The sequence below is a fragment of the Ketobacter sp. genome (assembly GCF_003671495.1).
In the GTDB taxonomy this organism is placed as follows: Bacteria; Pseudomonadota; Gammaproteobacteria; order Pseudomonadales; family Ketobacteraceae; genus Ketobacter.
The window spans coordinates 39,792-58,629 of record NZ_RCHN01000033.1; the positions used below are offsets into that span (position 1 = coordinate 39,792).

Below are 18,838 nucleotides of genomic sequence, written 5' to 3' on the forward strand. Positions count from 1 at the left end.
TGTCGCTGGTTATTGTGGTTATATGCGCGGTGGTCCCTGACCCTCTCCCCTTTTCATACAGATTAGTCAAAAATCACGGTTTTATTCCCGTGAATCACCACCCGGTCCTCCAGATGGTAACGCAAACCGCGAGCCAGGACGATTTTTTCAACATCTTTGCCCAACCTGACCAAATCGTCTTTGTTATGACGGTGGCTGATCCGCTCCACATCCTGCTCGATGATGGGGCCCTGATCCAGGTCCTGGGTCACATAGTGACAAGTGGCACCGATCAGTTTCACGCCCCGGTCGTAGGCCTGGTAGTACGGGTTGGCGCCAATGAACGATGGTAGAAAACTGTGATGAATGTTGATGACTCGTCCGCTGTAACGCTCACACACGGCGGCAGGCAGGATTTGCATGTAACGGGCCAGCACAATGGTGTCGGCGTCATACTGTTGTAACAAGGCGTCCACCTGGGTGAAATGTGGTGTCTTGTCGGCTTTGTCCACCGGAACGTGGTGGAACGGTATGCCATGCCATTCCACCATACCGCGCAGGTTATCGTGGTTGGCGATCACGGCGCTGATATCGCAATAAAGCTCACCACTGTGCCAGCGATACAGGATATCCGCCAGGCAGTGGGAGGCGTGGCTGGCCAGGATGACGACTTTCTTGCGTTCACTGGAATCGTTGATAAACCAGCTCATTTTGAATTCGTCCGCCAGGGCGGCAAACCGCTGTTTGAATTCCCCGATGCTGACGCTGAGGGAGTCGGCGCGGATTTCATTGCGCATAAAGAACCAGCCCGGGTCGTCCGCCGATGCGCTGGCTTCGGAATGATAGCTGGCTTCTGTCAGCCAGCCCTGGTGCTCACTGACGAATTCACTCACTTTGGCAACGATGCCCACCCGATCCGGGCAACGAATGACGAGACGATAGGTTTGTTGCATGACGATACCGATGTTTACAGGCTGGTGGCTCTAGGCGCGCCAGTATAAACGGATTCTCATTTCAGCCACAAACCCAGGGTCAGAAGATTGGTTACCAGTAATGTCAGCGCCGCCCAACGCCAGAACCGGGCCGGGTCCCGCTCCAGTAACGGCCGCTGCTCCACTTTCAGAAACGCCGGGTTCGGATGTTTCAGATCGTGCACCCACTCCGACAGGGAGTCATAGCGCAGCTCCGCATTGGTTTGCAGGGCTTTGCGCAGGGCACCATCCAGCCACAGCGGCACCATGGGGTTGCGCCGGTATGCGGGCGTGTATTTCAGGTCGAGGAATTCGGCGGCGGTACCGGCCTTTTGGAACGCTTCACCGAACGGGTGCTTGCCGGTGAGCAACTCATACAGCACCACCGCCAGGGAGAACTGATCACTGCGTTCCGAGCGTGGCCGTTGCAAGCGATATTCCGGCGCCGAATAATCCAGGGTGCCCAACGCGTGCTCCCGTTCAAAACTGGTGGCGATCTCATCCACCCCGGCCACATACACCGAGCCGAAGTCGATGATCACCGGATCGCCCCCTTTCATAACGATATTGTCGGGCTTGATGTCCTGATGCAGGGTCTCACGGCGATGAAAGGCCCGCAGCCCCTGCACCAGTTTCTCTGCCAACCCCACCACCGCGGGCACGTCCAGGGTGTGCTGCTGTTGCAGCAACTTGGCCAGGGTCGGCCCTGGCAGGTCTTCTGTGAGATAGTATAAAAAGCGCCGGGACGGTCCGGCATCCACCACCTTCACCACATAGGGGGAATCGATGCGGCGACCCACCCACTCCTCCATGATGAAGCGCTCAATGTAGGCCACGTTATCCACGTAGTTCACCGATGGGGTTTTCATCACCGCCACCTGCCCGCTGACCTCATGGCGAACCCGGTACAACTGACTGCGCTGGCTGGCGTGAATCTGTTCCAGCACACACCAGCCATCCAGCTTGAAGCCCACTTCCAACTCCGGGGGGAACGGCAATTGGCGCAGGGTCTGCAATACGTCTTCGTTGGTTTCCTGGCCCAATTGCTCCACCTGCACCAGTTGGCAGGTCAGGTTGTCGGTGCTCTGGTTATCCAGGGCCTGTTGCACCAGGGATTCCACCGCGGCCTGCAGGTTATCCCCCTGCGTCTGCAGAGTCTGCAGCAGATCCCGCGGGCTAAGAAATTCGTGCACCCCGTCGGTGGTCAACAGAAAGCGGTCCCCGGGCTCGATGTCCACCACTTTCAGGTCCACATCCAGGTTGAGATCAATGCCCAATGCCCGCGACAGGTAACTTTGCGAGGCCGAGATGCGGGCCGTATGGTCTCGCGTCATCTGCTCCAATGCGCCCTCACGCAGGCGCCAGACCCGGGAATCCCCCACATGAAAAATATAGGCGGAGCGGGATTTGAGGATGACGCAGCTGAAGGTGGTGACGTAGCCTTTTTCCGCCTCCAGGTAACGTTGCCCCTGGCCGAACAGCCAACGGTTCAACGCCGTCAGGACTTTGTGGGCAGACTGTTTGACACTCCAGGAATCCGGTGTGGAGTAATAGTCATTCACAAAACCGGTGATGGCGATTTCAGATGCCTCGCGGCCGGCTTCCGCCGCGCTCACGCCATCAGCGATGGCCACCACAATGCCCTTGCGGTTCAACAGACTGCCATCGGGAATCTTGATGGCCATGCTGTCTTCATTCTGGGGTTTGACCCCGGCACTGCTGAACTGGGCCGCACTGACCCGTAGCTGCTGCTTGGTGTTTTCTATGGCCATTGGCGATCGTTCACAATGCAGAGTTGATTAGGTCCGACGCTGATACAGCAGAGGCCACCGGATGGTGGCCTCTGTGCTGTTGGCTCAGCTTACTTCAATCAGCTGTACCGTGCCATCGGGCAACACTTCCGTCATGTGGCCCTCAGGCTCCTCCAGGAACTGCACCAGCACAAACACAGCGCCGGCACAGGCCGCGATCACCATAAAGAAGGTGGACGCATCCACAAAGGACAACACGGTGAGGAACGTCACCGCGCCCACGTTCCCGTAGGCACCGGCCATGCCGGCAATCTGGCCGGTCATGCGGCGCTGCACCAGGGGCACCATGGCAAACACGGCACCTTCACCGGCCTGCACGAAGAAAGAACAACACATGGTGGCCACCACCGCCACCCAGATCCACCAGCCGGCGTCGATCTGGCTCAGCACCAGGTAGCCCACCGCCAGGCCGGCAATCAGGATGCTCATGGTTTTCTTGCGGCCGAACTTGTCACTGATCCAACCACCACCAGGTCGCGCCGCCAGGTTCATGAAGGCAAAGCCGGAGGCCAAAAGGCCCGCTTTCACCGCATCCAGGCCAAAGGTGTCCATGAAGAACAGGGGCAGCATGGAGACCACCGCCAGCTCAGAACCGAAGGTCACGAAGTAGGCCCAGTCCAACACCGCAACCTGCTTGAATTTGTATCCCTGTTGCGGGGATTCCGGCTGCGGATCGGTGAACAGGTGGCTGTTCACTTTGTAGATCTGCGTCACCTGGAACACAAACAGTACTGCCAGACCGATCCACAATGCGGTGGCGGCACCGGCGGTCAACAGCTTCAGGTTATCCGGGCCCAGCTTCCAGGTCAGCACCGCCAGCGCAATGTACATGGGAACGTTCATGACCAGGTAAAAATAGAAATCCTTTTTGGAACTCACTTCCAGGCCGCCGGACTTTTTGGGCTTGAAGTAGGTGGAACCCTTGGGCGTATTGCGTGCCTTGAAATAAAAGAAAATACCGTACAGCAACGCAATCACGCCAGTGGATGCAATCGCATAGCGCCAGCCTTCCGGCCCACCGTATAACAGGGCGACCGTAGGCAGGGTCATGGCCGCGGCGGCGGAACCAAAGTTACCCCAGCCACCGTAGACCCCTTCCGCCAGACCAACCTGCTTGGCGGGGAACCACTCACCCACCAGGCGGATACCAATCACAAAACCGGCCCCGACAAAGCCCAGCAGGAAGCGGCTCAGGGCCAGCATTTCGTAGCTGGTGGAGGACGCAAACAGGAAGCACACAAATGAGGAGAGCACGAGCAAACCGCTGTACACATGGCGCGGACCGAACTTGTCCACCAGAATACCGATGATGATGCGGGCGGGGATGGTCAACGCCACGTTCAGAATCATCAGGGCTTTGACCTGCTGCTGGCTCAGGTCGAAGGTTTCCTTAATGGCCGCCAGCAGAGGCGCATGGCTGAACCACACTACGAAGGTAATAAAGAAGGCGACCCAGGTCAGGTGCAATGTGCGAATACTGGGATTACTGAAATCCAGCAGATTCAATTTACCGCTATTCATCGGACTCTCCAGAAAAAATGACCTGCTCAACATAGCAACCGGTATGCCATCACCAGAAAAGTGCACAAAAAAGCGAAATGGCTTCTATTTTGGATCTCAGTTGATCACAAACACGGCAAAAAGCACCTTTATGGTGCCATTAGAGACCAAAGCGGCGTCTTTATTGATCACACAAGCGAATGATCGAATCCATGTTTTGCACCTTTGATGCACACAAACCAATCCAACCCAGACCATTAGGGTGCATTTTGCGGTTTGCCCTGCACCAGCTCCGTTAACCACCACCCCTGGCATAAGCCTTGCTAAATTCCCTGATATACAAGCAGATTTTCATGAGGCACCACGCGGTGAAAACGGAAAGCAGTAAACCGAAGCTGGTATTTGTGGGCAACGGCATGGCCGGCACACGCACCCTGGAAGAGCTCCTGACTCTGACGCCGGACAAGTACGACATCAGCGTGATCGGCGAAGAGCATTTCGGCAATTACAACCGGATCATGCTCTCACCGGTGCTGGCCGGCGAAAAAACCATTGAGAACATCATGCTCAACGATGACGAATGGTATCGCCGCAATAACGTCGTCTTTTATAAGGGCGAGCAGGCGGTGGCCATCGACCGGGTGAAACGCCAGGTCACCACCAGGAACGGCAAGTGCATCCCCTACGATCGACTGGTGCTGGCCACCGGGTCGACCCCTTTCCGCATCCCCGTGCCCGGCAATGATCTGACCAACGTGCTCACCTTTCGCGACATCGACGACGTCAACAACATGCTGCAGCTGAGTCGCCATAAACAACATGCTGCCGTCATCGGTGGCGGCCTGCTGGGACTGGAAGCGGCCAACGGGTTACGCAAGCAGGGCATGGACGTCACTGTGGTTCACGCCTATGATGCCATCCTCAACCGCCAGCTGGACAAAACCGCGTCCCGGCTGCTGCAGGACACCCTGGAGCAGAAAGGCATCCGGTTTCTGATGAACGCCGCCACGGATTCGATCCAGGGCAACGCCGACAACGAGGTCTGTGGACTGAACTTCAAGGACGGCAGACAGCTGGCGGTGGACATGGTGGTGATGGCCACCGGCGTCCAGCCCAATATCTCGCTGGCCAAATCCTGCGGCCTGCAATGTGATCGCGGCATTCTGGTGAACGATGTCATGCAGAGCTTCGACCCGGCAATTTACGCCGTGGGTGAATGCGTTCAACATCGAGGGCAACTGTTTGGCCTGGTGGCCCCGGGCTACGACCAGGCACGGGTATGTGCCAACCACCTGGCGGAACTGGGTATTGCCCGCTACACCCAGAAAGCGCTGGCCACCCAGCTCAAGATCACCGGCATACAGGCGTTTTCGGCGGGCCAGTTTGATCATGTGCCCGACAGCGAAGAAATCACGTTTTTTGATGGGCAACTGGGTCATTACAAGAAGCTGGTTATCAAGGACAACCAGCTGGTGGGCGCGGTATTGTATGGCGACACCCAGGACGGCGGCTGGTTCTTCGAGCTGATCCAGCAACAAACGGATATCTCACCGATCCGTGACCAACTCATTTTCGGCAAGGACTTCTGTCAGTGGCCGGAACAGGCGACCGCCCCCCTGCCTGCTGCAGCCTGACAGAATCACAGGGCGTAAGAACATGGTTAATAGAAGTACCTGCGCCTATTGCGGCGTTGGTTGTGGCATAGAAATCCATACCAACAGCGATGGCAGCACCAGCGTTAAAGGCGATTTTGAGCACCCGGCCAACTTCGGCAAGCTGTGCTCGAAAGGCTCCAGTCTGGCTCACACCCTGACCGGGGAAGGTCGCCTGCTGCACCCCAAAATCCATGGCCTGCGGGCCAGCTGGGAACAGGCCACCCACTACGTGGCCAGCGAATTCACGCGCATTATTGACGAGCATGGACCGCAGGCAGTGGCGTTCTATGTGTCTGGCCAACTGCTGACAGAAGACTATTACGTTGCCAACAAGCTGATGAAGGGTTTCATTGGCAGCGCCAATATCGACACCAACTCGCGCCTGTGCATGTCATCTGCAGTGGCGGCCTACAAGCGCGCCTTTGGCGAGGATTCGGTGCCCGCCAGCTACGAAGACCTGGAAATCGCCGACCTGATCGTGCTCACCGGCTCCAACACCGCCTGGTGCCACCCCATACTGTTCCAGCGCATCAAATCCGCCAAAGCCGCGCGCCCGCAGATGAAGGTGGTGGTGATCGATCCGCGCCGCACCGCCACCTGCGAGATCGCCGACCTGCACCTGGCCATCAAACCAGGTACCGACGTGGCCCTGTTCAACGGCCTGCTGAATCATCTGCAGGCCTCCGGCAAAACCGATGCCCAGTACATCCAGCAACACTGCGAAGGCTTCGAAGCCGCCATGGCCAGCGCCCGCCAGGCCGGTGACATCCAGCAGGTGGCGACCCTCTGCGATCTGCCCGCCAGCGACGTCGCCGAGTTTTATCAATGGTTCGCCGATACGGAGCGCACCCTGACCTGTTTCTCCCAGGGCATCAACCAATCTTCCCAGGGCACTGACAAGGGCAACGCCATTATCAACTGCCACCTGGCCACCGGCCGGGTGGGCAAGCCCGGTGCCTCGCCGTTTTCACTCACCGGCCAACCCAACGCCATGGGCGGCAGAGAGGTAGGCGGCCTGGCCAACCAACTGGCGGCGCACATGGAATTTAACCCGCAGGACCTGAAACAGGTGAGCGAGTTTTGGCAAGCGCCAAACATCGCACGCACACCCGGGCTAAAAGCAGTGGATCTGTTCGATGCGGTGGCCGCCGGCACCGTCAAGGCGGTGTGGGTGATGGGCACCAATCCCGCGGTCAGCCTGCCCAACGCCGGCAAGGTGGTGCAGGCCCTGCAACAGGCGGAACTGCTGGTGGTGTCGGACTGCATCGAGACCACCGACACCAGCACCTACGCCCAGGTTTTGTTACCAGCGGCAGGCTGGGGCGAGAAAGACGGCACCGTAACCAATTCAGAACGGCGTATATCGCGCCAGAAAGGCGCCCTGGAGCCCCTCGGGGAAGCCCGCCAGGACTGGCGCATCCTCACCGACGTGGCAGCGGCCATGGGCTTCGCTGAGCACTTCCCCTACACCACCGCCGCCGACGTGTTCCGCGAACACGCCCGCCTCACCCGGCTGAACCGCCACAGCCCCCGCAAACTGGATCTGGGCAATCTGGCGGAGCTCTCCGAGCAACAATATGACGAGCTGGCACCCGTACAATGGCCCGTGCTGGACAACATGGACAGCCAACGGCTCTACGGGGACGGTCACTTCAGCACCGACTCGGGCAAAGCCCGCTTTGTCGCGGTTGCATACAGCGGGGTCAGCCACCCGGTCAGCCCGGATTGGCCCCTGGCCCTGAACACCGGACGCATACGGGATCAATGGCATACCATGACCCGGACCGCCCTTGCGCCCCCACTCAATGCCCACAAGCCCGAGCCTTTTGTGGAGATCCATCCGGACACCGCCGCCGACATGGGCCTGGAGGACCAAAAGCTGGCCCGCATCCAGTCCCCCTGGGGCAGCGCCATCCTGCGGGTCAACGTCACCGACAGCCTGCGCCGGGGGGAACTGTTTGTCCCCATGCACTGGAACGATCAATGGGCCCGCGGCGCCCGCATCGGCGAACTGGTAAACCCGGCGGTGGACCCCATCTCCGGACAACCGGAATCCAAGCACACTCCCTGCCGCATCGAGCCCTGGCACCCCCAGTGGAGCGCCGTAATGCTGTCGCGGGACAACCTGCCGATTCCCGATTGCGACTATGCCGCAAAAATTCGGGGCAAGCACTTCTACCGATATGAGCTGGCGGGCGATGCCACCGCAACCGATTTAACGGCGCAAGCGCAACAGTTTGCCGACACGGACGCGGAGCCCTCTGTGCTGTATCAGGACCCACGACAACCGGCCATGCGCAGTGCCTGGCTGGACGCTGGGGGGCTGCGCACCTGCATCTATATAGGCCCCGGCAATTCCGGCATCATCGCCAACGCTGACCGCAACTGGCTCTCCGGCCTGTTCGGCAAACCGGAGCTGGACGCCATTGAGCGCAAAGCCCTGCTCTCCGGCAAGAGCCCGGCCGGTGTCGAAGACTGCGGTCGGACCATCTGCGCCTGCTTTGGTGTGGGCGAAAAAACCATTCTCAAGGCCATCCGCGAACACCGGCTCACAGACGCCGCCGCGGTGGGCAAACTTCTGAAAGCCGGCACCAACTGCGGCTCCTGCGTATCCGAAATCAAAGGCCTGCTGGCCGCCAACTGAGCGCATGCCCTGTGGAACGCACTACACAGGGCACCCAAATTGGGCAGCCGCCCCAATTAGTACAGCCGCTTTCTTAACCACATCCAGGGCCATTTCCAGGCCATTTTGCCGCTCACAAGCCATAGATTTTTGCACCATTAGAAAACACTTTTGCTCGCGTGCAGGGTTATATAGGTGCATTTTTTGAAGAGCGGCCACGCCACGCAAGATCCTTATTGGTGCGCTTAGCGGTGCACACCGACCCACAATAATGCATTTTGGCTTTTTTGGTTCGGTTTCAGCCATTTTCTTCACTTTTTTTGCCTCGTTTTGACCCCACGCCAGTTTTGGCACGCTAGGTGCTTTGAAGAGACCGAGAGAAATCACTATCAGGCCATCCCGGGAGTATCGCCCCGGTTTTCAGCAGTTAGATAGAGCGGAGTCCATCGTGAGCAAGCAAAAGTTAGTCGTTATCGGAAACGGCATGGTAGGCCAAAAATTCCTGGAGCAGTTTGCCGGCAAAGAGCAAGCCGCCAGTTTCCAAATTACTACGTTCTGTGAAGAGCCACGGGCCGCCTATGACCGCGTGCACCTGTCCGAATACTTTACCGGCAAAACGGCCGAAGACCTGTCCCTGGTACCGGAAGGCTTCTTCGAGTCCACCAGCATCGACATCCGTCTGGGTGACAAAGCCGTAGCCATTGATCGCAAAAACAAGGAAGTGAAGTCCGCCAAAGGCGACATCATTTCCTATGACAAGCTCGTGCTCGCCACGGGATCCTATCCGTTTGTACCTCCTATTCCAGGCAAAGATCGCCCCGAATGTTTGGTTTATCGAACCATTGAAGACCTGGAAGCCATCAAAGCCACCGCAACCAAAAGTCGCGTTGGCGTGGTTGTCGGGGGCGGTCTGCTCGGTCTGGAAGCAGCCAAGGCGCTGAAAGACCTCGGATTGGAAACCCATGTGGTGGAATTTGCCCCGCGCCTGATGGCGGTGCAGATTGACGAAGGTGGCGGCAAGATGCTGCGCACCAAAATTGAAGAACTGGGCGTGCAGGTGCACACCGGCAAAAACACCCAGGAGATCGTCGACGGGGATGAATGCACCCTGCGCATGAACTTCGCCGACGGCAGTCATCTCGATACTGACCTGATCCTGTTCTCGGCCGGCATCCGCCCCCAGGACGAGCTGGCCCGCCAGGCGGAACTGGCCATGGGCGAACGGGGCGGCATTGTCATCAACAATTACTGCCAGACTTCCGACGAAGACATTTTTGCGGTGGGGGAATGCGCACTCTGGAACAACCGGATTTTCGGTTTGGTGGCCCCCGGTTATCAAATGTCGCAAGTGGCAGCCGATGCCATCAGCGGTGAGTTCAGCTCCGAGTTCAAAGGCGCGGACATGAGCACCAAGCTGAAACTCATGGGTGTGGACGTGGCCAGTATCGGCGACGCCCACGGCATGACCAAAGGCGCCCAAAGCTACATCTACACCGACGAGCACAACCAGGTCTACAAGAAGATCGTGGTGAGCGAAGACGGCAAATACCTGTTGGGCGCCGTACTGGTGGGTGAAGCGGAAGAATACGGCACCCTGCTGCAGATGATGTTGAACAACATCGAGCTGCCGGAATTCCCGGACGCCCTGATCCTGCCCCAGCGCGGCGGCTCTGCGGCACCGGCCATGGGTGTGGACAAGCTGCCCGACACCGCGCAGATCTGCTCCTGTAACAACGTTTCCAAAGGCGACCTGTGTTGCGCCATCCAGGGCGGCATCACCGAACTGGGGGATCTGAAATCCGCCACCAAGGCGGCCACCTCCTGTGGTGGCTGTACCGCGCTGGTGGGCCAGGTGCTGAATGCGGAGTTGGAAAAGCTCGGCATCGAAGTGAAAAAAGATCTGTGCGAACACTTCCCCTATTCCCGCCAGGAGTTGTATCACCTGGTACGGGTGGAAGGCATTCGCAGCTTCGAGGAACTGATCGCCAAACACGGCAAGGGCAAGGGTTGCGATATCTGCAAACCCACCACTGCCTCCATCCTGGCTTCCTGCTGGAATGAACACATCATCGAGCCGGCCCTGGCCGGCTTGCAGGACACCAACGATTACTTCATGGCGAACATGCAGAAAGACGGCACCTACTCTGTCGTGCCCCGCGTACCCGGCGGTGAAATCACCCCGGACGGTTTGATCGCCATTGGCCAGATCGGCAAGAAGTACGACCTCTACACCAAGATCACCGGCGGCCAGCGCATTGACCTGTTCGGCGCCAAGGTGCACGAGTTACCGCTGATCTGGAAAGAGTTGATCGATGCCGGATTCGAAAGCGGACACGCCTACGGCAAATCCATGCGGACCGTGAAAAGCTGTGTCGGCTCCACCTGGTGCCGCTATGGCGTGCAGGACAGTGTGGGCATGGCGATCCTGGTGGAAAAACGCTACCGCGGCATCCGCTCACCCCACAAACTGAAACTGGCGGTGTCCGGCTGTACCCGTGAGTGCGCCGAAGCACAAAGCAAGGACGTGGGCGTCATCGCCACGGAAAAAGGCTGGAACCTGTACCTGTGCGGCAATGGTGGCATGAAGCCCCGCCACGCGGACCTGTTCGCCTCCGACCTGGACGACACCACCCTGATCAAGTACATCGACCGCTTCCTGATGTTCTACATCAAGACTGCCGACCGCCTGCAGCGCACTTCGGTGTGGATGGACAACCTGGAAGGCGGCCTGGACTACCTGCGCGATGTGGTCATTAACGACTCTTTGGGCATCGGTGAAGAACTGGAAGCCCAGATGAATCACCTGGTGGATACCTATCAATGTGAATGGAAAACCACCGTTGAAGATCCAGAGAAGATGAAGCGCTTCCGTCACTTCGTCAACTCGGATGAAACCGACAGCAATGTGGTGTTCGTGAAAGAGCGTGGCCAGATCCGCCCCGCCCGTGAAGACGAAAAACGCATTGACACTGTCGCCGTGTAATCAACCAACGTACGTCTCGTGGGAACGAGCAACACCAAGAGGATTCAAGCATGAACGCTAAAGCAGAACTGTCCTGGGTGCCTGTGTGCGATCTGGATGACTTACTGACCAACGTAGGGGTCTGTGCCAAGGTTTCAGACCGCCAGGTGGCCATATTCAAGGTGGCGGAAGGTGACTCGTTCAACCTCTACGCCATCGACAACCATGACCCTTTCAGCAACGCCAATGTGCTGTCCCGCGGCATTGTGGGCGACCTGAAAGGACACAACGTGGTGGCGTCACCGATTTACAAACAGCACTTCTGCCTGGAGACAGGCAAGTGTCTGGAAGATGACATCGAAATTCCGGTGTACAAAGTGCGCGAAAACGCCGGAAAAGTCGAAGTGTTTCTGGGCTCATAACGGGCCCGGAAACTCACCGAATCAGACTGGGGTGATTGGCCTTACCTCAGTCTGGTACGCCTCACTCTTGCCAATCGAGGCGTTGCTTGACTCAGCCCCTTCGGGGACTGGCTCAAGGTTGGACAGCAGCATGCGTACCGTCAGCAGTATCGACGGTGCAATGGGAATTTAGCGATACCGAACTCCCCTTAATACCCTTGAAGGTAGTTCCCATAGTGCTGCTGGGCCAGCCACCTAACCACTCCAACCTCACTAGCCGAACATCATCGGGCGCCGCGCCTCCAACTCCTCAGGCTTTACCAGTTGATGCACGATGAATCCAAACTCGTCTGTCCACTGCACCACATACTGTTCCGGGTCACAGATCAGCTTTTCATAGTATCGATTCAGGGCTTCCCGACAGGTGTGGTAGGTACCCTGCAGCAGCACATCGTCCTCGCCAACCACAAACTCCCGGACCAGCTCGAATACCTCGCCCTGGGCATCCACGCGACGCTTACGACGGATCCGACAATTAAAGACGCTTACCTTTTTCATGGGATTTCCTCCAGCAGATGATTTGGTAACAAAACGTGTTTCTGCAGAGGTAGACGGGGGGGCTCAGCGTGAAGTCACATGGGGATTGCGAACTGGTACTATTCCCCATTTTGGGCGGGACATAGTCACGAAAGCCCAATAAAAAACGGGGTAAGTGCCCATTACCCCGTTCATAATCAAACCATTAGCTAATCCAACCTATTCCACCGGACTGACGAAGCCCTCCGGTTTCAAGGCCAGCACAGAACAGGTGACCTCATTCAGGATGGACTCGGCGGTATTGCCGATCAGAAAGCCTTTGATGCCGGTGCGGCACACGGTACCCATGGTCAGCAAATCAATGCGGTTATCCCGCATATACAGCGGCAAGGCGTCGCGGGGGTTGCCCAGCACCGTTTGCATGACAATACCGTCACTGCCGCCGCACACGTCCTCGGTCAATTTCAGTAATTTGGTTTCGGCACTGGCGATCAGGTCCGCTTCCATTCCATCCAGCATATCCGCACTGCCCACGCCCCAGGCCGATAACATGGGCTCGCCAATCGGCTGCTGGGCATAGACCACGTGCAGCTGCGCGCCTTCCCGTTGCGCCTGGTCGTAGGCATGGGCAAGCACTTTTCGATTCAACTCAGCCGCACCCGGCTTGTCGGCAAACACATCCACAGCTGCAGCCACTTTACCGGGGCGGGTCTGCTCACGGATACACAGCACCGGGCACGGACACTTGCGCAGCACATGCTTGGTGGTACTGCCCATAAAGCGCTTGCGCCCCGGATGGCGGGTGGTGGCGTCCATGACCAGCAGATCATAACCGCCACGCACCACCTGCTTGATGATTTCCACAAACGGAATGCCCTTGGCCACTGCACAATCCACCCGGTCGTAGTTGGGCTTCAGGTCTGCCACCCGCTGCTGCAATGCGGCCAGCTGGGTTTCATACATTTCCTGTTCCAGATCCTGCGGCAGTTTGGTGGTCAGCCAGTTCTCGTATTCCTTTTCGATTTCCTCCACCACCCCGAACAGGGTCAGCTGGGCGTTATGTTGTCTGGCGACGCTCACTGCATGGGCAATGGTGGCGTCCTCCGCATAGCGATGAGGAACCGCCATCAAAATACGATTGTATGTGACCATAGGTTTCGTCTCCCCTATACCCGGGTTTTTATCAGAATAGCGGAAACGTTATGTGATAATTTGATCAAGCGCAATTGGAAAAGCGGTTTTCATGAACCTCGAATCGGGTTTCGTCGATCCAGTACACCCGATACAGTGCATCCTGATTGTTGAGGTATCGATAGTAACGGTCGATGGAAGAGCGGCAGGCGTAATAGCAGCCTTCCGACAGCACATCGCTTTCCCCATCGATAAAGTGGCGAATCACACGGAACGGCTCCCAATCGGTGGCACGTACCGCATCGGTTTTCTCCATGGAACAGGTGAAAAGGGCTTCAGTATGCATCGTCAGTTCTCCTACCGGGTGGTGCTCCAGGCTAAGGCATTGATCCCCATCTATGCCTCGATTTTCTAACTAGACGCGGCAACTTCAGGAAAAGTCACAATTTTTATTGAAACAATCCTTATTCGTAATGTTGCTTGAGTTTATCCAGGGCCCGCTGGTAACGCATTTTAACGGCACTGAGCGACATATCCATGATGTCGGCAATTTCCTTGAATTCCAGCTCGGCAATCCCCCGATAGACCACAATGCTCTTGTCTTCAGGGCCCAGGCGGTTGATCCAGCGCTCCAGCCGCAACCCCATCACATCCCGCTCCACCCCATGCTGGTCCGTGGCCAGATAATCGTCTTCACTGACGGAATCCAGGTCCAGCTGATCCTTGCGCTTGCGCAGCCAGGTCATGGATTCATTGTGGGCAATGCGGTACAGCCAGGTTTTGAAACTGGATTCACCCTTGAATCGGGCCAGGCCGTGGAACACCTTCAACATCACCTCATGAACCACCTCCTCCGCGTCGTGCACGGACCCCAGATAGCGGGTGCAGGTACGCATCAGGGCGTCCTGATAACGGCGCATCAGAACCTCATAGGCCAGGGTGACATGAGGCAGCTGCCGGCGGGCAATGGCCACCAGCTGTTCATCGTTTTTCTCGGCCAGTTGGGCCCGGATCGGCCGCCGGGCAACAGGGCGGTTCATACGGGGGTCAACGACTCAGGACAGGCGTGTGTGAAGAGAGGCCGGGTGTCAGTCTTCCTCTTCGGCCCAGGACTGGAACTTGAAGCTGCGGTTGACCAGTTGATGATTCGGCACCGACAGGCATTCACCCTGCTCGTTTTCAAGGATGGTATTGACAGTCCCCACCACCACCACAGTGCCGGTGAACTCTCCCACCGTGACCCCGTCACCCGGCTGCAACTGCTCGCGCACATAGACACCGGAAATGATGTTGTTGGACACACTGCGGGTTCCCAGGCCCAGGGAAATGGCCGCCGCCACGCCCAGGGAGCCCAGCAGAATGGCAAACACGATATTGAGCATCTGGGTCTCGATTTCCAGCTGCCCCACCGCCAGGGAAAAGGTGGTAACGAAAATAATGATCTGCGCCAGGCGGGCCACGGAAGACGCGTATTCCATCCCCATCTTATTGACCGCAGTGTGAATGCTCTGCTTGACCACATGGGCGATGAACATCCCCACCAGAATGACAAACAGGGCCCCCAATACCTTGGGCAGGTAGAGGATGAAATCATCCAGGATCACCGTGATGCGATCCAACCCCAGGGTTTCTGCCGCGGTCAGGGTGACGATCAACAGGATGAAGAAATAGATAAATTTCCCCAGCAACTCACTGGGTGCTTTTTCCATCCCGGCTTTGGCCATGGACTCGGTCAGGCCGATGCGCTGGCACAGGCTGTCCAGCCCCAGCTTGGCCAACAGTTTGGCGGACCAGCGCGAAAGCAACTTGGCCAGCAAGATGCCCACCACCAGGATCACGATGGTGGCCGCCAGGTTCGGCAGGAAAGCGGCTATTTTGTTCCAGAAACTGGCGGTGGAGTTAACGATGTTCTGGGTCCATTGCTCGATGTCCACGGAAAATTCCCCCTGATCCGTTGGTTGGGTTAATGAAAAAAAGCTGGAGCGTTCACTGCTGGAGCGTTCACTGAGAGTCAGATGGTGGCGCAGGACGCCGCTCGCGGCCGGGTGGACGCCGGCGGGCCGCCGGACGGGTTGGTTGACGCCGACGGCTGGCGCCGTAAAGAGACGCACCGAAGCCGCTGAACAACATCCAGAACCAGCTCATAAAGAACGTCATCACATCCCGGGTAGCGGTTTGCTGCTTGGCGTGGGACAGCACCTTGCGCAAGGACTGGTCCGGGTCAAAGGCCTGGCCCGGCTCACCTGATTCCTGTTTCAACCAGGCCTCAACCTCATCGTGTTGAATGTCCGGAGAATTCTGCTGTTCTTCTTTCATATTCTGCTATACCTGCCCGCCATTGTCCTGGAGTCTATCATACCTGTATCAAGCACTTGGCGTTTAGACGCAGGGACGTGATATAAAGTCACAATTAAAATACACCAGAACCACCACATCCGAGGCCCACAACGAACGTAATGAATGCCCGATTCCTTGCCCTGCTGGCGGTGCCGTTATTCCTGATCAGCAGCCTTGGCTTCGCGAACTGCGATGCCCTTGAGCCCCAGCTGACGCGCCAGGAGCGCCAACTCAGCCAACTGGAACAGCAACGGGAAGCCCTGGATGAGCTGCTGCAGGGGCAAATCAAGGACAGCTTTGTGCTGGCGGATGTGGTGGACGTGTCCCTGGACGTTACCCTCGAGGTCTTGAGAGCCGAACGCAGCCTGCGACAGAAGCTGGGGCAAGCGCAACAGGTCACCCAATCCGCGCCGGAGGGCTTCGAATCCTGCCCCCAGCTGGCCCAGCGCTGGGAAGGCCAGGCCAGGCAGATTCGAGGCCTCGAGCAGGTCATCAACCAGCACCTGCTGCACCTGTACCAACTGCCCCGCAATTCCCGCCTGGCCCTGGTGCGGGAAATCACTCAGTGGCAGAACCTGTATCAATTGGAATCCCAGGTCCAGGAGTGGGCCAAATCCCAGCCGCAAGATGAAGCCATCCAGACTCTGAACCAGGCAATTCGCGACTGGATCAGTTACTGGCGCAGCTCCACCCGCATCTGGCTGGCGCAGCTGGTCAGTACTCAGGCGCGGGCGGTGACCTCGAACGAAGTATGGAGCAACACGCTGAAAGTCCCTCATCCGCAGTCCGGCATCGACTGGGGCATCACGGTGGACACTGCCCAGCAGTCAGCACTACTGGACTGGCTGGAGATTCTGGAAGAGGCGCACCGGGCGCTGGTGCGGGAATCCGGCAAATGGCGCAACCAGCACATCTGGTCCCAGGGCTGGATCAATTTTTTCAGGGAGATGAGTCACCCCGGCCGCTTCTGGCAACAACTGGTCACCGAAATCCACAGCGCGCCCACCAATCTGGTGGATGCGATCACCCGCCCCTTTATCCGCGACTATCGGCGGGCGGTGAAGCAGGACAAGCGGGGGGAAACCCTGTCCAGCTGGTTCCTGCAGGCGCTGGCGCTGCTGGCCATCATGTCGGCGTTGCTGAAACTGGCTGCCATGGCCCCCCAGTTGCTGTCGCAGGCCCAACAGCGCTTGTTGAGCAGCCTGCAACACCGGGGGCTGATCCAGTTCAACGCCGCAGTACTCTGGTTCATCAAACCCAATGCGCCCTGGTTTGTGGTGTTCGTGGGCGCCAACGTCATTGCGGAGTTCCTGCCGGACAACTGGATCATTCTCAACTGGCTGGCACCGGTCGGCACGCTGTATGCCACTTTCCGCGCCGTGCGGGTGATCATGGAGTGGCTGATTGCCCGCACCTTCACCCGTTCCGGCCAATTCGTTTCCAGCCATACCGCCAGCCAACAGACCCAGGATGCGCAACGGGTGTCCTGGCTGGTACTGCTGGGCATTCTGGCCTGGATTCTGGTGAAAGGCACCGGCGGCGGTTACCTGATGTTCTTTGTGATCATCCTTATCGGCCTGCTGTTGTGGCTCACCCTGCTGTGGCTGATGTTGCGCTACCGTGAACCGGTTGCCCGCTTTTTGCTGTACGCGGCCGGCAAGGGCACCAGCAAAAAACTGGACCCGAAGACCGCCCAGCGCTGGTGGATGATGCCGGCGTGGCCACTGCTGCTGGTGGCCGCCCACATCGCGGATATCGTGGTTCACCTGCACCAGAAACTGTTGATCTTTGATACCTACCGCTCCGTGTCAGTGAAGATGATTCGCATCCGGCTGGCCGCCGAAGCCAAAGAGGATGAGCAGGAGGATGAAGACGAAGCGTTACCGGATGCCAGCTATTCGGACTGGATGCGTTGCAATAACAAAGCCTGGGTAGAGGCCTATGACATCAATACCGTCCTGCAGCCAATCCAGAACTGGAACAAGGAGAAAACAGACGACAACGTGCTGCTGATTGTAGGTGACCAGGGCAGCGGCAAAACCGCCCTGATCAACCGCCTGAGCAGCGCCTGGAAGGACACCCCCATCAGTGTGTTGAACATTCCCGCCAAAACCACGGACCCGGATACGGTGCTGCCCCTGATTGCCCAGCACCTGTGCATTCCGGAGCTGGACAACGTGGCTGAGCTGGTAAAACTGGATGCAGAGCTGGAGCCACAGATTGTGGTGCTGGACAACACCCACAATCTGTTCCTGTCCGAGGTGGGCTGCCTGGACGCCTATCGGGCCCTGAATCAATGTCTCAACGCCCACCTGCAGAACATCTTCTGGGTGGTGGTCATGCATGCCCCCAGCTGGACCTACCTGAGCTGTGTCTTCAACCGGGAGCTGCGCTTCAGCCAGGTGTTCAAAATGCCCAAGTGGTCTCCTTCTGACATCCGCAAGCTGATCCTGTCCCGGCACCAGGGCAGCCGCCGTCGCATCCGCTACGATGAGTTATTGCTCTCAGCGTCAGCCGGCAGCGAATCCAGCAGCGTCCGGGCCGCCAATTCGCGGGTCTTCAATATTCTGTGGGAGCAGAGCGGCGGCATTCCCCAGGTGGCCATTCACCTGTGGCTGGATGCCGCCCGCACCAAGGATAAAGTCGTGGACCTGGGCGTGCCCACCAAGCCCAACAGCAACGCCCTCAAGCCGCTGAAAGACGATCTGTGTTTTGTGTTCGCCGCCATTGTGATCCACAAATCCCTCAGCAGTGAGGAGCTGATCCTGGTGACCCATTTTCCGGATGCGATTGTCCGCCACGCCCTGAAGCAGGGGCTCAATCTTGGGCTGTTATGGCGGGATGACAACAAACGCTACCGGATTCAACCCAGCTGGCAGGGCACTCTGAGTGCGTTCCTGGCCAGTAAAAACCTGTTGTGGGATATCTGAT

14 protein-coding genes are annotated in these 18,838 nt (G+C 58.0%); 5 read left to right on the forward strand and 9 right to left on the reverse strand.

The genetic code is table 11. The features are described 5' to 3' along the window. Positions 1-62: 62 nt before the first annotated feature. From purU to D9N14_RS15940, 3 genes are all read right to left on the reverse strand, one after another. Positions 63-932: a formyltetrahydrofolate deformylase gene (purU, locus tag D9N14_RS15930; protein WP_290581511.1), complete on the reverse strand. Its 870-nt coding sequence runs from the start codon at positions 930-932 to the stop codon at positions 63-65. A 56-nt stretch (positions 933-988) separates the two neighbouring features. Continuing rightward, a complete protein-coding gene (locus D9N14_RS15935) occupies positions 989-2,722 on the reverse strand; it encodes a bifunctional protein-serine/threonine kinase/phosphatase (protein WP_290581513.1) in 1,734 nt (577 codons plus the stop codon). A gap of 84 nt (positions 2,723-2,806) precedes the next feature. After that, positions 2,807-4,282, reverse strand: a complete 1,476-nt coding sequence (locus D9N14_RS15940) for a NarK family nitrate/nitrite MFS transporter (RefSeq protein WP_290581515.1) — start codon at positions 4,280-4,282, stop codon at positions 2,807-2,809. A 332-nt stretch (positions 4,283-4,614) separates the two neighbouring features. Between D9N14_RS15940 and D9N14_RS15945 the strand changes: the two genes are divergently transcribed. The 4 genes from D9N14_RS15945 to nirD all read left to right on the forward strand — a co-directional run bounded on the left by D9N14_RS15945 (position 4,615) and on the right by nirD (position 11,923). Continuing rightward, complete coding sequence (locus D9N14_RS15945; RefSeq protein ID WP_290581517.1) at positions 4,615-5,895, forward strand: NAD(P)/FAD-dependent oxidoreductase; 1,281 nt, start codon at positions 4,615-4,617, stop codon at positions 5,893-5,895. Between the two features lie 22 nt (positions 5,896-5,917). Further along, positions 5,918-8,560 carry a nitrate reductase gene (locus D9N14_RS15950; RefSeq protein ID WP_290581519.1) on the forward strand — a complete coding sequence of 881 codons (2,643 nt, stop codon included), beginning with the start codon at positions 5,918-5,920 and terminating at the stop codon, positions 8,558-8,560. A gap of 427 nt (positions 8,561-8,987) precedes the next feature. Beyond that, a complete protein-coding gene (nirB, locus tag D9N14_RS15955) occupies positions 8,988-11,522 on the forward strand; it encodes a nitrite reductase large subunit NirB (protein WP_290581521.1) in 2,535 nt (844 codons plus the stop codon). A 50-nt stretch (positions 11,523-11,572) separates the two neighbouring features. Next, complete coding sequence (nirD, locus tag D9N14_RS15960) at positions 11,573-11,923, forward strand: nitrite reductase small subunit NirD (protein WP_290581523.1); 351 nt, start codon at positions 11,573-11,575, stop codon at positions 11,921-11,923. 252 nt (positions 11,924-12,175) lie between these two features. Here the strand turns inward: nirD and D9N14_RS15965 are convergent, their stop codons facing one another. The 6 genes from D9N14_RS15965 to D9N14_RS15990 all read right to left on the reverse strand — a co-directional run bounded on the left by D9N14_RS15965 (position 12,176) and on the right by D9N14_RS15990 (position 15,886). Beyond that, complete coding sequence (locus tag D9N14_RS15965) at positions 12,176-12,460, reverse strand: hypothetical protein (RefSeq protein WP_290581525.1); 285 nt, start codon at positions 12,458-12,460, stop codon at positions 12,176-12,178. Positions 12,461-12,658: 198 nt separating this feature from the next. Further along, positions 12,659-13,591 (reverse strand): universal stress protein, encoded by a 933-nt coding sequence (locus D9N14_RS15970; RefSeq protein WP_290581527.1) that lies wholly within the window; start codon positions 13,589-13,591, stop codon positions 12,659-12,661. A 64-nt stretch (positions 13,592-13,655) separates the two neighbouring features. Continuing rightward, a complete protein-coding gene (locus D9N14_RS15975) occupies positions 13,656-13,916 on the reverse strand; it encodes a hypothetical protein (RefSeq protein ID WP_290581529.1) in 261 nt (86 codons plus the stop codon). A gap of 118 nt (positions 13,917-14,034) precedes the next feature. Continuing rightward, positions 14,035-14,610 (reverse strand): sigma-70 family RNA polymerase sigma factor, encoded by a 576-nt coding sequence (locus tag D9N14_RS15980; protein ID WP_290581530.1) that lies wholly within the window; start codon positions 14,608-14,610, stop codon positions 14,035-14,037. Between the two features lie 48 nt (positions 14,611-14,658). Next, complete coding sequence (locus D9N14_RS15985) at positions 14,659-15,504, reverse strand: mechanosensitive ion channel family protein (RefSeq protein ID WP_290581532.1); 846 nt, start codon at positions 15,502-15,504, stop codon at positions 14,659-14,661. Positions 15,505-15,571: 67 nt separating this feature from the next. Continuing rightward, on the reverse strand, positions 15,572-15,886 hold the full coding sequence (locus tag D9N14_RS15990) for a hypothetical protein (RefSeq protein ID WP_290581534.1): 315 nt from the start codon (positions 15,884-15,886) through the stop codon (positions 15,572-15,574). 140 nt (positions 15,887-16,026) lie between these two features. Here D9N14_RS15990 and D9N14_RS15995 point away from each other — a divergent pair, with 140 nt between their 5' ends. Next, entirely contained in the window at positions 16,027-18,837 is a 2,811-nt protein-coding gene (locus tag D9N14_RS15995) for an ATP-binding protein (RefSeq protein WP_290581535.1), read from the forward strand. The last annotated feature ends 1 nt before the right edge of the window (position 18,838 follow it).

What these genes read in the sequence shown, in the direction of transcription:
- purU (WP_290581511.1), bottom strand. Translation starts at nt 932, where the DNA reads ATGCAACAAACCTATCGTCTCGTCATTCGTTGCCCGGATCGGGTGGGC.
- D9N14_RS15935 (WP_290581513.1), bottom strand. Translation starts at nt 2,722, where the DNA reads ATGGCCATAGAAAACACCAAGCAGCAGCTACGGGTCAGTGCGGCCCAG.
- D9N14_RS15940 (WP_290581515.1), bottom strand. Translation starts at nt 4,282, where the DNA reads ATGAATAGCGGTAAATTGAATCTGCTGGATTTCAGTAATCCCAGTATT.
- D9N14_RS15945 (WP_290581517.1), top strand. Translation starts at nt 4,615, where the DNA reads ATGAGGCACCACGCGGTGAAAACGGAAAGCAGTAAACCGAAGCTGGTA.
- D9N14_RS15950 (WP_290581519.1), top strand. Translation starts at nt 5,918, where the DNA reads ATGGTTAATAGAAGTACCTGCGCCTATTGCGGCGTTGGTTGTGGCATA.
- nirD (WP_290581523.1), top strand. Translation starts at nt 11,573, where the DNA reads ATGAACGCTAAAGCAGAACTGTCCTGGGTGCCTGTGTGCGATCTGGAT.
- D9N14_RS15965 (WP_290581525.1), bottom strand. Translation starts at nt 12,460, where the DNA reads ATGAAAAAGGTAAGCGTCTTTAATTGTCGGATCCGTCGTAAGCGTCGC.
- D9N14_RS15970 (WP_290581527.1), bottom strand. Translation starts at nt 13,591, where the DNA reads ATGGTCACATACAATCGTATTTTGATGGCGGTTCCTCATCGCTATGCG.
- D9N14_RS15975 (WP_290581529.1), bottom strand. Translation starts at nt 13,916, where the DNA reads ATGCATACTGAAGCCCTTTTCACCTGTTCCATGGAGAAAACCGATGCG.
- D9N14_RS15980 (WP_290581530.1), bottom strand. Translation starts at nt 14,610, where the DNA reads ATGAACCGCCCTGTTGCCCGGCGGCCGATCCGGGCCCAACTGGCCGAG.
- D9N14_RS15990 (WP_290581534.1), bottom strand. Translation starts at nt 15,886, where the DNA reads ATGAAAGAAGAACAGCAGAATTCTCCGGACATTCAACACGATGAGGTT.
- D9N14_RS15995 (WP_290581535.1), top strand. Translation starts at nt 16,027, where the DNA reads ATGAATGCCCGATTCCTTGCCCTGCTGGCGGTGCCGTTATTCCTGATC.